The sequence below is a fragment of the Stenotrophomonas maltophilia genome, from assembly GCF_013464485.1.
Classification (GTDB): domain Bacteria; phylum Pseudomonadota; class Gammaproteobacteria; order Xanthomonadales; family Xanthomonadaceae; genus Stenotrophomonas; species Stenotrophomonas maltophilia_AW.
Genome location: NZ_RAUX01000071.1, coordinates 1 through 13,590, shown reverse-complemented (window position 1 = coordinate 13,590; position 13,590 = coordinate 1). Strand labels below are relative to the sequence as shown.

Genomic DNA, 13,590 nt, shown 5'->3' with positions numbered 1-13,590 from the left:
GTGCAGGTGTTCTGCGCGCCGGTACCGGAACGGCAGGCGATCCGCGTGTGGTGCGAGTGCGCCAGCGAGGCGCGCACCGGCGTGGAGATGGAGGCACTGGCCGGCGTCAACGCGGCGCTGCTTACCCTGTACGACCTGAGCAAGCCGGTGGAACCGGCCCTGCGCATCGAAGGTATCCGCCTGCTGTTCAAGGAAGGCGGCAAGCGCGGTGTCTGGCTGCACCCCGACGGCATGGACGATGCCGAGCGCACGCGTTTCAAGCCGCGTGCGCCGAAGGGCCTGGAGGGCGCGGCCTGCGCGGTGATCACGCTGAGCGATCGCGCCAGCGACGGCACCTATGAGGATATCTCTGGCCCGACCCTGGTGACCGGCCTGAAAAAGCTGGGCGGCGAGGTGGTGGCCGCTGAGGTGTTGCCCGATGGCATCGAGCCATTGGCGGGTCGCCTGCAGGCCTTGGCCGCCGAGGGCGTGCGCCTGTGCCTGTGTACCGGTGGTACCGGACTGGGCCCGCGTGACCTGACCCCGGAGGCGCTCCGTTCCCTGAACGCGCGGCCGGTACATGGCCTGGCGCAGATGGTGCGCGCGCTGAGTGCACAGCACACGCCGATGGCCTGGCTGAGCCGCGCCGAGGTGGTGCAGCTGGGCAACATGCTGGTGTTCGCGCTGCCCGGCAGCCCGAAGGCGGCGGCGCAGTGCCTGGATATCCTGGCGCCGGTACTGGGCCACGCCCTGGCGATGGTCGAGGGGGATGGCCACTCATGATTCCCTATTGCGAAGCCTTGCAGCACCTGCTGGACGCGGCCACGCCGCTGCCGGCCGAGCGCGTGCCGCTGCATGAAGCCGGCGGCCGTACCCTGGCCAGTGACATCCACAGCGGGCAGTCGTTGCCGCCGTTCGACAATTCGGCGATGGACGGCTTTGCGCTGCGCGCCAACGGCGCGACGTTCGAGGCCGGTACCGAATTCGCGGTGCAGGGCTGGCAGGCAGCCGGCGATGCCGGCGCCGAAGGCGGCGAGGGTGCCTGGGAAATCATGACCGGAGCGCGCATGCCGGTTGGCCTGGATACGGTGGTGCCGGTCGAGAACGTGGAGATCCTCGCCAGCGAGGACGGCCGCCCGACCCGCATCGCGCTGACCGCGACGGTGAAGCCGGGCCAGAACGTGCGCCTGCGCGGCCAGGACGTGCGCGAGGGTGAGCGCGTGCTGTGCGCCGGCCAGGTGCTGGATATCAATGCCCGCACCCTGCTGCACGCCCTGGGCGTGGGTGAGGTGGCGGTGGTGGCGCGGCCGAGGGCGGCGGTGATCGCCACCGGCAAGGAACTGGTGACCGAGGCGGCGCAGGCGCTGGAATCGGGCCAGATCCGTGACAGCAATCGCCCCTACCTGGTGGGCCGCCTGCAGGCGGCCGGTGCCGAGGTGGTCTGGCAGGGCACGGTGGGCGACGACGTGGCCGCGTTCAATGCGGTGCTGGATGAAGCGCTGGCCGCTGGCGCGCAGCTGCTGATCAGTACCGGCGCGGTGTCGGCCGGCCGCTACGACTTCGTTCCCGATGCGCTGCGTGGCCGTGGTGCGCGCATCGTCTTCCATAAGGTGGCGATCCGCCCCGGCAAGCCGTTGTTGTTCGCGGTGTTGCCCAATGGCGCGCTGTACTTCGGCCTGCCCGGCAACCCGGTTTCGGCTGCCGTGGGCCAGCGCTTCTTCGTCGAGCCGGTACTGCGCCGCCTGCTGGGGCTTGCACCGGAACCGGTGTTGCGGCTGCCGCTGCAGGCCGACGTGCGCAAGCCGCCCGGTCTGCGCTTCCACGCGCGGGCGCGGGTGGAAATGGACGGGCAGGGGCGCCTGAGTGCGCGCGTACTGTCCGGGCAGGAGTCGTTCCGTTTGATGTCCATGCTGCAGGCCAACGCCTGGGTGGTGCTGGAGGCCGAGGGAGACCTGGCCAGCGCTGGCACCTTCGTGCGCGTGCAGGGCTGGGGTCACCACGAACCGGTGCAGCTGGTGAGCCAGGAGTCATGATGAAACAGGTGAATCTGCAGTTGTTCGGTGCGTTTTCCGATCTGGATGCCAGCCGCGAAATCGCCGTCGATGTGGCCGGTGGCACCGTGGCCGATCTGCGCCAGGCGCTGCGCGAGCTGCTGCCGGTGCGTTGGCCGGGTTTCCGCGCGGGCCTGCTGGACTACTCGGCGTTTGCCGACCAGCAACGCGTGCTGCGCGACCACGAGGCGCTGCCCGACGATGGCCGCGTGGCGATCCTGCCACCAGTGAGCGGGGGCTGAGCGATGAGCGAGAAGATCATCGCGACGGTGGTGGACCGCGCGCAGGCGGCGATCGATCCGGCCGAAGGCATCGCGGCGGTATCTGATCCGGGCTTCGGCGGCATCGACGTGTTCATCGGCAAGGTGCGCGACGTCAACATCGGCCGGCCGGTGACCGGGATCACGTACGACCTGTTCGAACCTTTGGTGCTGAACGAGTTCAAGCGCCTGGCGGCAGAGGTCGAGGCGACGTTCGGTCCGAAGCTGAAGCTGTATGTGGCCCACGCCAAGGGCCGGTTGGGCATTGGCGATGTGGCGGTGGTGGTGGCCGCCGGCAGCCCGCATCGAGACGAGGCATTCCGGGCCTGCCGGCAGTTGATCGAGGTGGTCAAGCACCAGTGCCCGATCTGGAAGCAGGAGCATTACGAGGACGGCGACAGCGAGTGGACCGAAGGCTGCAGTCTCTGCCATGCGGATAACGAACCCACGCAAGCTCATGACAATGCCCATGAATGTGCACACGATCACGAACATTCCCACTGACGGCATCGTGCTGGCCGGTGGTCTTTCCAGCCGGATGGGCCGTGACAAGGCGCTGCTACCGTGGCACGGGCGAACCCTGCTAGAGCACATGCGTGGCCTGCTGCGACAGGCAGGTGCGGAAAGGGTATGGGTGAGTGGCAACTACCCGGCCTTCGGTGGCATTCCTGATCGCGTGGCACGCTGCGGCCCGTTGGGCGGGCTCTACAGTGTGGCCATGTGCATGCCGGACGCTGCCGCTCTGGTGCTTCCGGTGGATACGCCCAATGTGACCCCGGCGTTACTACAACGGTTACGTGATGCGCCTTCGGCTGCCTGTGTGCTGTTTGCGGAAGAACCCCTGCCGATGCGGTTGCAGATTGATGACCATTGCCGGCATGTGTTGCGGGAATTGATCGAGAATCCGGCGGCGCACCGCTCGCTACACGCCCTGCGAGAACGCTTGGGCGCAATCGAGCTGCCACTGGCGGATAGCGAATACGACCAGCTACTCAACTGCAACACCTCAACCGAGCTCGAGTTCATTGCATCATGAAAGTCCAGCTACAGCGGCAGGCAGTTCGTCTGCGCGTTGATGAAGAGGAGCTAGCGCAGTTGCTGGCCGGCGAATCGGTGGAGAACCTGACGCGGTTCGGCGGCGATCGCGGCTGGGGCATGGTGCTATCACTGCATGCAGGGCAACAGGCGGTGCTTCTGGAGGGGAGCGAGTACTGCCGGTTGATGCTTCCTCGCGAAGCGGTTCAGTCCTTGGCATTACGTTTGCCCTGTCGTGATGGTCTGGGTTTTGGCATTGCGCTGGATGATGACATCTCGCTGCAGCTTCAATTCGATGTGGATGTACGAGACAGCCTGCGCCAACGAGGTCCGCACCGTCGTGCACCCTCTACCTAGCTCTGGGCGGGCCAGCTATGTAGCGCCTGCGATGCCAAGGATAGGCGGTGAAACCGATCTAAACCCAACCAAACGGGGAAACCAATGATGAAACGAGTTGGACTGTTGTTGCTGGGACTGCTGGCCACGGTGCCGGCCTTGGCGGCCGACCTGACGGTGTCGGCGGCATCGAGCTTGACCGAGAGCTTCCGCGAACTGGGCACCGCCTATGAGAAGGCACACCCGGGAACCAAGGTCGATTTCAACTTCGCCGCGTCCGGCGTGCTGCTGCAGCAGATCAGCCGCGGCGCGCCGGTGGATGTGTTCGCGTCGGCCGATGAAACCACGATGGACCAGGCCCAGCAGCAGGACCTGCTGGCGGCCGGCACCCGCGAGGTGTTCGCGGTGAACGCGCTGTGGGTGGTGGTGCCGCCGCAGGCCAAGGCTGCGCCGCGTACCTTGAAGGACCTGGCCGGTGCCGGTGTGCAGCGCATCGCACTGGGCAACCCGGACAGCGTGCCGGTCGGCCGCTATGCCAAGGGCGCGCTGGAAGCGGCGGGCCTGTGGCCGTCGGTGCAGGGCAAGACCATCACCACGCAGAACGTTCGCCAGTCGCTGGACTACGTGGCGCGCGGTGAAGTGGATGCCGGCTTCGTCTATGCCACCGATGCGCAGGCGATGCCTGATCGGGTGCGCCGTGCCTTCGCGGTGCCGGTGGCGGGGCGCATTGCCTATCCGTTGGCGGTGACCAAGGCCAGTGCGCAACCGGTTGAAGCCAAGCGCTTCACCACCTTCGTGCGTTCGGCACAGGGCCAGGCGATCCTGGCCAAGCATGGGTTCGGCAAGCCCTGAGGCATGGATCTCGACTGGAGCGCACTGTGGTTGTCGCTGAAGGTGGCCGGCTGGGCCACCGCGATCAATCTGGTGCTGGGCGTGGCACTGGGCGCGCTGCTGGCACGTCGGCGATTTCCTGGCCGTGAGCTGCTGGATTCGCTGCTGACCCTGCCGATGGTGCTGCCGCCGACCGTGCTGGGGTATTACCTGCTGGTGCTGATCGGCCGCAACGGCCCGATCGGCGCGTGGCTGCAGTCGTGGTTCGGCATCAACCTGGTGTTCACCTGGCAGGCGGCGGTGATCGCTGCGGCGGTGGCCTCGCTGCCGCTGGTGTTCAAGCCGGCACGCGCGGCGTTCGAGGAAGTGGATGGACAGTTGGAGCAGGCCGCACGCACGCTCGGTGTGTCCGAAGCAGCGGTGTTCTTCCGCATCACGCTGCCGCTGGCGTGGCGCGGCATCCTCGCCGGCCTGCTGCTGGCGTTTGCACGCGCGATGGGCGAGTTCGGCGCGACGCTGATGGTGGCGGGCAGCATTCCCGGCCGCACGCAGACGCTGTCGATCGCCATCTACGAAGCGGTGCAGGCCGGCCAGGACGGCAAGGCCAATGCGCTGGTGATCCTGACCTCGGTGGTGTGCATCGTGATCCTGCTGCTGGCCGCGCGGCTGGTGGGCGGACGTCGCCGGGAGCTGCGTGATGTGGCTTGACCTGCAGGTGCAGCGTCGCCTGCAGGCGGCCGGCCAGGATTTCGTATTGGACGTGTCGCTGCAGTGCACGCAGCGGCAGGTGGTGCTGTTCGGGCCCTCGGGCGCGGGCAAGAGCCTGACCCTGAAGGCGGTGGCCGGGCTGCTGAGGCCGGGCCAGGGTCATGTGCGCCTACAGGGGCAGACCCTGTTCGATGCGGCCACCGGTGTGGATCTGCCGCCGCAGCACCGCCGGCTGGGCTACGTGTTCCAGGATTACGCGCTGTTCCCACACCTGAGCGTGCGCCAGAACGTGGCGTTCGGTCTGCAGAAGGGCTGGTTGAATCCGCGGGTCGGCCAGCGCTTCGATGCGGTGGAGCAGTGGTTGCACGCATTCCGCATCGATACGGTGGGTGATCTGCTGCCCTCGCAGGTGTCCGGCGGCCAGCGCCAGCGTACCGCCTTGGCACGCGCCTTGGTGACGCAGCCGCAGGCGCTGCTGCTGGATGAACCGTTCTCCGCGCTGGACCAGGATCTTCGCCAGCACTTGCGGCAGGAGCTGGAGGCCGTGCTGGACGGGGCCGGTATTCCACTGCTGCTGATCAGCCATGATCCCAACGACATTGAGATATTTGGGGGCCAGATCGCCTGCATCGAAAATGGGCGACTGATCTCTCCTCCCGGCTCGCGTCAGAGGCCGACCCGTCAGCCCCGCCTTCTACCATCCTTAGTCGGCTCCCCAACAAGCCCGGGTCTTGAGGGGAAGAGCAACCATCAGTCAGTCGGAGACTCAGAGAGTCCAAAGCCACGATACATCTGCCCGCGAGCCGCGCAAATGGGAGACGACCCTGGTGCATAGGCATCTCTATGCCGGTAGGCGAGCGGTAGGGCCTGGACCTTCTTGCAAGGCGGATCGACTCGCCCGCGCTTGGCCGCGCTGCGTGGCTCCGGCCGAGGCGGGGACAACGCGCACCCAGCGCTTCCCATATGGCCGAATTGGCGTAATGATCCGCTCGAAGGGAGCGAGACTTCTCCAGCCTCCCGTGGCGACCGACCGCCGAGGGGCTTGGAGGGGCACGGAGGCCATTGGCGCTCTGGGCAATATGGCGAGGAGCCCCCGGTCCGTTTGGCCACCAAGAGGTCGATACTAGGCTCGTAGGGCAAGAGTTCCGGATTGGCATATGACTGAGGTCGACAGCATTGAACGTCTCAGACTGGCCTTTGGTGCACAACGTCCTACGTCGTGAGAGGGGGTGTTTTGTTCGATATGTCACCCGTCATCTAGCGGTCGAAAGATCGAAATGAACTCGAACACGAATCGACGGAACTAGCCACGCTTCAATTGTACTGAGGGAAACATGACGCCAAAGAGCGCCAACCAATCTTCCGAAGAGCGCGCAAACGGCGATCTTGCATGGCCGGACCTTGCGCGCTCATCGATACTGATCGTTGACGACGAACCTGGCATGCGTAGCTTCTTGGTTCGTGCCTTGCGACCGCGATGCAAAGTTGTGGAAGCTGCAGCTGACACCATTGAAGCGGAGCAGCATCTGACGGAGCGCCACTTTGACATCGTGATTGTGGACAACGTGTTGCCAGGGAAGAGTGGCATCGCGTGGCTGGAGGACCAGCGCAGGGGAGGGGTCTTGGCCGACTTCATTCTGATTACTGCGTACGCAGACTTGGATTCCGCTATCGGCGCTATCCGCGCGGGAGCGGCTGATTTTCTTCTCAAGCCTTTCAGAACCAATCAGTTGCTGGCCGCTATATCGCGCTGCCTGGAACGCGGTCGCCTACGGCGGGAGAATGCCATTCTCCGTCACGAGCTACATGGCTCCGGTGCACCAGCTGCGCTTCGAGACAGGCTCACAGGTAGCTCGCGTGCGATTCAGGCCACCAAGGATCTGATCGCGAAGGTCGCACCACTGCCCAGTAGCGTGCTGTTCACTGGAGAATCCGGCTCTGGAAAGGAGGTTGCCGCAAGATCGCTGCACGCGTTGTCCGCACGGGCATCTCATCCTTTCATTCCAATAAATTGTGCAGCTGTTCCCAGCGAGTTGATTGACGTTGAACTGTTCGGGAGTCTCAAAGGAACGTTCAGTGGAGCGAACTCGTCTCGCCAAGGACTGGTCGCCTATGCAGAAGGCGGAACATTGCTGTTTGACGAAGTCGCTGATCTTCCCTTGGCTCTCCAAGGAAAGCTGCTAAGGATGCTTGAAGATAGACGGATACGACCAGTTGGCGCAGATCGGGAGATTCCGATCGATGTCAGATTCATCTTCTCAACCAACAAGAATTTGGTTGCGGAAGTGAAGAATGGAACATTCCGGTCGGATCTCTACTATCGCATCAACGTTCTCGAGGTGTCGCTTCCTCGCCTTCATGACCGCGGCGCTGATGTGTTGGAGCTGGCGGCGGGCTTCATGCGTGAGCTGGGGCTGCAGCTTGGCCTTCAACCGATTCCGATCGACGAAAGGATCCGGGCATATCTTCAGAGCTACTCGTGGCCCGGGAACGTCCGCGAGCTTCACAACTACGTTGAGCGTAGCCTGATACTCGGACACTTTCCGACTCAGCTTGAGCGGTTGGAGTCACTCTCTGACCCACGAAGCCGGCTGCTCTCGGAGGTCGAGCGCAGGCACATCCTTGCAGTGCTTCGTGAGACTGGCGGAGATCGCGAAAGAGCGGCCACGATCTTGGGCATATCGCGAAAGACGATTGATCGTAAGTGCTCCAGTTGGAATGTATCAGCCTAGGAATCTGCAATGAACCGAGCGCGCTCAGTTCGCTTCCGCCTGCTTCTAATCGCGATCCTTCCAATGTTTGTGATCCTGCCGGCTATCGTCGGCGGACTCATCTACCAATGGGATTTGCGCTTCGACCGACTGCTCGCCTCGAAGGTTGGCGGGGACCTGAAAGTTGCGGGACAGTACATGAACCAGCTGCTCGTCAACGACCGCGCGACGCTGGCTGCGATTGCTGATTCGCAGAGCTTCCATGGCGTCATTAGCCAGGGGGTCAACAAGAATGCAGAGCTTGGCAGCCTACTAGCGTCGAAAGCCCAAGGTGGTTCACTAGACTTCATCGCACTGTTGGATTCAAACGGTCGCTTGTTGGCTAGTAGTGAGCCGGCCTCGCCAGCTGAGCTTGACTTGGACTGGTCAGTCATCGAAAAGGCCCTGAAGGGAGCGTCCAGCGTGGAGGTGGGGGTGGTAAGCCGGGACGATCTGATGGAGATCTCCCCAAAGCTCGCCGCACGGGCCGAGGTCATTCGTCCGCATAACGCAAGGAATCCTGTCGATTCGGCCCAGAGTGAGAAGCGGGGCCTAATGATTCAAGCTGCAACGCCGGTTGCACTTCCAAACAATCAGGTTGGCGTCTTGATTGCGGGTACTCTGCTGAACCACAACACCGAGTTCATCAAGCAGATCACTGATCTTGTCTACCGAGATAAGGCCCTGCGTACTGGCGCAACAGGGATAGCCTCCATCTTCCTTGGTGATACCCGCATCAGCACCAACGCGTTGTTGGCGGGAGGGAACCCAGCGTCGGGGACACGGGTGTCTTCTGAAGTGGCCGAGGCCGTGCTGGGCCAGGGAAAGACCTGGCAGGCGAGAGCCTACGTAGTCAATGATTGGTACATTGCCGGCTATATGCCCATTCTCAATGGCCGGGGCGTACCTATTGGTATGCTCTTCGTGGGCTTTCTGGAGGAGCCATTCACCACCGCCCGTCGAAATTCCATCGGAGCGATCGTGTTCGGTTGCCTCCTTGTTGCAGTCATCACCGTACCCCTTTTTCTGTACATCGCTCGCGGCGTGTTCAAGCCACTTGAGCGGATGGATCAGGCAATTGGACGGGTCAAGGCGGGCGACCGCAGTGCTCGCTCCGGAGCAGGGGCATCCAATGATGAAATCGGACGTGTCGCTTCGCACTTGGACCAGCTGCTCTGTCAGCTGGAAGAGAAGGAACGGCAGCTGGTCGCCTGGAACGAGGAGCTCAATTCCAGGGTAGAGGAGCGAACTGCTGGTCTCGCACTAGCCAATAGACGGTTGGAAGAGACGACCCAGCACCTGATTGTCACTGAGAAGCTGGCAACAATTGGCGAGATCGCAGCAGGAATAGCGCACGAGATCAACAATCCGCTTGCCGTCATGCAGGGGAACCTCGAGCTTCTGCGTGACTCGATCAGGGAGCCCGAGGGTCAAGGGTTTGGAGAAGAGATTGACCTCATTGAGGATCAAATTGGGCGTATCAGCACCATTGTTTCCAAGTTGCTGCAGTTCTCCAAGCCCAGTGAGTACTCCGGTCATAGTGAGCTGTTAGAGCCTGCCACGCTGATGTTGGAGACGCTGCCCCTGATTCAACACCTCATCAAGCGCCATCCCGTGAAGATAGAGAAGAACTTCCTGTCCACACGGCTCGTAACGGGCAATCGGGGCGAGCTGCAGCAAATTCTTGTGAACCTCCTGATCAATGCAATCTATGTCATGCAGAAGGGCGGAACGCTGGGATTGGCGACGTTGGACGTTGACGACGTTCATGGTCACCCTGGCGTCGCTTTGCGAGTCTCAGATACTGGAAGCGGCATTCCTCAGGACATTCTGGTCCGAATTTTTGAGCCATTCTTTACGACCAAACATCGTCAAGGTACTGGGCTGGGTCTTTCCATCAGTCAGATGCTTGCCAACCGCCACGGTGGCAGCCTGTCGGTAGTGAGAACCGGCCTGACAGGGACGGTCATTGAACTATGGATGCCCGAGGCTGCCGACGATGAACTGCTTTAGACCTGCTGTAGCAGTGTCATGCGAACGGCGTGATGTCATTCGCATTTCGAACTCAAGTGGAAGGAATTTGTTGCCTAGGCGTATCGACGCCAGCAGTCGATCAATGAATCAGAGGTTGGCATGACACACCGTCTCCCAGATGTTGAAACGAGAATGCGAAGGCAGCCGACGTTGTGGGACGTTGCGTTTGCCGTCAGGGGTACCATCCTGCCCAGGATCGCATTGCATCTACTACTGATTAGCATTGTGACCGCAGGAGCGGTGCTCGCATCAACGGAGCATCCAGGAATCTTTGCTCGCTTCAGTGCCGTTCCGTTCACGCTCATTGGTATCGCACTTTCCGTATTCATGAGCTTTCGAAACAACGCTTGCTACTCCAGATGGTGGGAGGCGAGGCACCTTTGGGGTGACCTGGTCATAGCGTGTCGCTCAATAGCCAGGCAGACGTCCCTGCTGGATCCAAACAGCCGAGCACAGATCCTGCGAGGCCTGTGTGGCTTCAGTGCTGGCCTCTATTCTCGACTGCGCCGGGCCGACGAAGCCCATGCGATCGCACCTTGGTGGGATATTGGCAAGGCATCACAAGGCCCGAATCCGACGGACGCTGTGCTCCAGGGCATTGGCTTGAAGCTTGCCCATCTGGCTCATGAGGGAAGGATCGACTCGATTCAGTACTCGGTGATGGATAAGCAGCTTGCCAACTTGGCTCGTATCCAGGGGGGGTGCGAGAGGATACTCAATACTCCGATTCCATTCTCGTATTCGCTGCTGCTTCACCGGACTGCGATCGTATTCTGCACAACACTTCCTTTTGCGCTGGCAGGAACATTGGGGTGGTGGACCTTTTTACCGGTGCTCATTGTGGCGTACACGTTTTTTGGTCTCGATGCGCTGGGCCGTCAGCTGGAGGAGCCATTCAGTTCCGCGCCGAACGCGCTCCCGATCTACTCAATGCAGAGGACGATCGAGACAGAGCTAATGTCAACGCTGGCTCTGACTGCGGTCGATCAGGAGTCGGTACAGCAGCCAGGTAGGGAGGAGTGAGGCGTGAGCGGAGGGCGGCGGGTGCACTTCTGAGGCCGCTCCGGCATGTAACGACATGCCAGCTCACGCCCTAGCGCTAGTCAGGCATGGGTTGCCAGGCTCACCTGAAAGGAACTCGCCCAAAGATAGCATTCGTACAGCCCCCTTGGTTCCGCTCGCACATATGGGATGGAGTCTGTGAGACGGGAATAGTTCCTCTAACGATCAAGAATGAGCCAGTAGGAGCGTAAGTGATGTCAACAGATATGTTCGTAATGCATTCGGATCATACGCCGGCCGGGGATCAACCCGAAGCGATTGCCAGGCTAATTGCTGGCATCGAGGAGGGAGCAACACATCAGACCTTGAAGGGAATTACAGGGTCAGGGAAGACCTTCACGATGGCCAATGTGATCCATCGGCTGAAGCGACCCACGCTCATTCTTGCGCCAAACAAGACGTTGACTGCTCAGCTCTACGGGGAGATGAAGGCGCTGTTCCCCGAGAACGCCGTGGAGTATTTCGTTTCCTACTACGACTTCTTCCAGCCAGAGGTCTATATCCCAGGTAGCGATCGTTACATCCAGAAAGACTCAGCCATCAATGATCACCTTGAGAGGCTTCGACTATCGACTACGAAGTCTCTGATTGAGCGTAGAGACGTGATTGTTGTCGCTTCGGTGTCCTCAATCTATGGACTGGGAGACCCACAGAGCTACCGGGATCTGCAGGTTGAGCTTGCGCTTGGAATCGAACTGGATCAGAGGGACTTCCTGCGTCGGCTTGCATCGCTTCAGTACGACAGGACTGAGCGGACCCTGAAGCGTGGCACGTTCCGTGTGTCTGGCGATGTGGTCGATATTTTTCCCGCCGACTCTGAGTACAAGGCAATTAGAGTAGAGCTCACGGACGAGGGGAGAGTGCAGTCGCTCACCTGGATTGATGCGGTTACAGGGAAGAAGCTTGGCGATGAGACGCGCTACCTCGTTTCTCCAAAGACACTCTTCGCAAGCCCCAAAACAGAAATCAATGAGGCTACGAAGGCCATCCTCAAGGATTTGGAGGCCAGGGTGACGGAGCTCAACGCATCTGGTCGAATCGTTGAGGCAAATAGGCTTTACGAGAAGATCACGAACGACGTGGAGATGATGAGGGAGCTGGGATATTGCTCTGGCATGGAGAACTACTCCAGTTACCTGAACTCGAAGCCTTCAGGAGCTAGGCCGACGACACTCATGGACTACCTCCCGAAGGATGGCCTGCTATTTGTTGATGAGTCGCACGTCATGGTTCCTCAGATCGAGGCGATGTTCAGGAGCGATCAGAGCAGGAAGGATACTCTAATCGAGTACGGGTTCCGTCTACCTTCGGCGATGAACAACAGACCGCTTAGCTTCTCTGAGTTTGAAGCCATCAAGCCCCAGACGATCTTCGTTTCGGCTACGCCTGGCGCCTATGAGATTGGGAGATCCAAGGGAAGATTGATTGACCAGCTCATCAGGCCCACTGGCTTGCTCGATCCGCTGGTAGAGGTGAGGCCGAGGGAGGGCTACAGGCACGATCTTCTGTCAGAGATCGCCCGTTGTGTACGAGAGGGCGACAGGGTCTTGGTGACCACGCTGACAAAGGTGTCTGCTGAGGAGCTGTGCGAGTTCCTCGAGGATCAAGGGGTGCGTGCGAAGTACATGCACTCGGATATCAAGGCAGAGGATCGAGTTGAGATCATCAATGGGCTGAGGGCCGGCGAGTTCGATGTGCTAGTGGGTATCAGCCTGCTGAGAGAGGGGCTCGATATTCCTGAGGCCTCTCTGGTCGCTATCGTTGATGCGGACCAGGCGGGCTTCCTTCGGTCGAGCCAGGCCCTCATTCAGATGATTGGACGAGCCGCAAGAAACTCGCGCGGTAAGGCGATCATGTATGCCGATACGATCACTAGTGCGATGCGGCAGGCCATTTCTGAGACTGATGACAGGCGACAGCATCAGATCGCGTTCAATGAGGAGTTCGGCATCACCCCGTCAACGTCTCGCGGAATGTTGGGATCAACAGAGGCTCGACCTGACCGGTCGCAAGCCCATTCAGCGGAGTTCTGCGCCAACCTAAAAGACCTCTGTGATCGAATTACATCAAAGGAGCGACAGCTTCTGGAGCTCTCTGATGCCGGGGACGAGGAGGAGATCGAGTTCGTCAGGCTGGAGCTAGACAAGCTATACCGCCAATTCATCTACATGTAACCACTCTTTCGAGTGGTGGGGCGTGGCTCCTACAGGAGCCCGCCTTTTGTGGTGTGGGGGTGGGGCGGGAGGGGTCTGTCACTGGCCTCTGGCGGCGGCTCGAAATCAGGCGCAGACTCAGTTGACGGAGTTAAAGACCCTCGCAGATTGCTAGCTTGCATACTATCGGGGAGTATAGTATCGTTCCCTCATGTGATACGGACAGGTGCGCAATGCCTCACAGCCCTCGGGAGAAAAAGCAGGCCCTTACCCGCGTACGTCGGATCAGCGGACAGGTGGCTGCATTGGAGCAGCGACGTCCCCCCGCTTTCAGTAGCGGAGCTGTTTGGAGCCCGGCTTTATCGTAGCGGTTTCACCGCCAGCTGTTGGG

The 13,590-nt window shown here is 61.1% G+C and carries 12 protein-coding genes and 1 pseudogene; all 13 read left to right on the top strand.

Annotation, left to right across the window (positions count from 1 at the left end; genetic code table 11):
• Window positions 1–762 (top strand): bifunctional molybdenum cofactor biosynthesis protein MoaC/MoaB (locus D7Y61_RS21930; protein WP_180869304.1); only part of this gene is annotated, 762 nt, incomplete at its 5' end.
• On the top strand, window positions 759–2,012 hold the full coding sequence (locus D7Y61_RS21925; protein ID WP_017354495.1) for a molybdopterin molybdotransferase MoeA: 1,254 nt from the start codon (window positions 759–761) through the stop codon (window positions 2,010–2,012). The genes D7Y61_RS21930 and D7Y61_RS21925, both read left to right, overlap by 4 nt.
• A complete protein-coding gene (locus D7Y61_RS21920) occupies window positions 2,012–2,272 on the top strand; it encodes a MoaD/ThiS family protein (protein WP_017354494.1) in 261 nt (86 codons plus the stop codon). Before D7Y61_RS21925 ends, D7Y61_RS21920 begins: the two co-directional genes overlap by 1 nt.
• 3 nt (window positions 2,273–2,275) lie before the next feature.
• The gene (locus D7Y61_RS21915; RefSeq protein ID WP_017354493.1) at window positions 2,276–2,794 is read left to right on the top strand and encodes a molybdenum cofactor biosynthesis protein MoaE; all 519 of its coding nucleotides are present in this window, start codon (window positions 2,276–2,278) and stop codon (window positions 2,792–2,794) included.
• Window positions 2,760–3,326, top strand: coding sequence for a molybdenum cofactor guanylyltransferase (gene mobA / locus D7Y61_RS21910; RefSeq protein WP_026070512.1), 567 nt, complete (start codon window positions 2,760–2,762; stop codon window positions 3,324–3,326). Before D7Y61_RS21915 ends, mobA begins: the two co-directional genes overlap by 35 nt.
• Window positions 3,323–3,682 carry a hypothetical protein gene (locus tag D7Y61_RS21905; RefSeq protein ID WP_017354491.1) on the top strand — a complete coding sequence of 120 codons (360 nt, stop codon included), beginning with the start codon at window positions 3,323–3,325 and terminating at the stop codon, window positions 3,680–3,682. Before mobA ends, D7Y61_RS21905 begins: the two co-directional genes overlap by 4 nt.
• Window positions 3,683–3,769: 87 nt before the next feature.
• Window positions 3,770–4,513: a molybdate ABC transporter substrate-binding protein gene (gene modA / locus D7Y61_RS21900; protein ID WP_026070511.1), complete on the top strand. Its 744-nt coding sequence runs from the start codon at window positions 3,770–3,772 to the stop codon at window positions 4,511–4,513.
• A 3-nt stretch (window positions 4,514–4,516) separates the two neighbouring features.
• Window positions 4,517–5,200 carry a molybdate ABC transporter permease subunit gene (gene modB, locus D7Y61_RS21895; protein WP_005413347.1) on the top strand — a complete coding sequence of 228 codons (684 nt, stop codon included), beginning with the start codon at window positions 4,517–4,519 and terminating at the stop codon, window positions 5,198–5,200.
• Window positions 5,190–5,849, top strand: a pseudogene (locus D7Y61_RS21890) (ATP-binding cassette domain-containing protein); the annotation flags it as partial. The gene modB and the pseudogene D7Y61_RS21890, both read left to right, overlap by 11 nt.
• Before the next feature lie 685 nt (window positions 5,850–6,534).
• Window positions 6,535–7,932, top strand: coding sequence for a sigma-54-dependent transcriptional regulator (locus tag D7Y61_RS21885; RefSeq protein WP_026070510.1), 1,398 nt, complete (start codon window positions 6,535–6,537; stop codon window positions 7,930–7,932).
• A 9-nt stretch (window positions 7,933–7,941) separates the two neighbouring features.
• Entirely contained in the window at window positions 7,942–9,963 is a 2,022-nt protein-coding gene (locus tag D7Y61_RS21880) for a cache domain-containing protein (RefSeq protein WP_017354487.1), read from the top strand.
• A gap of 120 nt (window positions 9,964–10,083) precedes the next feature.
• Entirely contained in the window at window positions 10,084–11,007 is a 924-nt protein-coding gene (locus D7Y61_RS21875; RefSeq protein WP_227832955.1) for a bestrophin family protein, read from the top strand.
• A 233-nt stretch (window positions 11,008–11,240) separates the two neighbouring features.
• Window positions 11,241–13,220 (top strand): excinuclease ABC subunit UvrB, encoded by a 1,980-nt coding sequence (gene uvrB / locus D7Y61_RS21870; protein ID WP_017354485.1) that lies wholly within the window; start codon window positions 11,241–11,243, stop codon window positions 13,218–13,220.
• The last annotated feature ends 370 nt before the right edge of the window (window positions 13,221–13,590 follow it).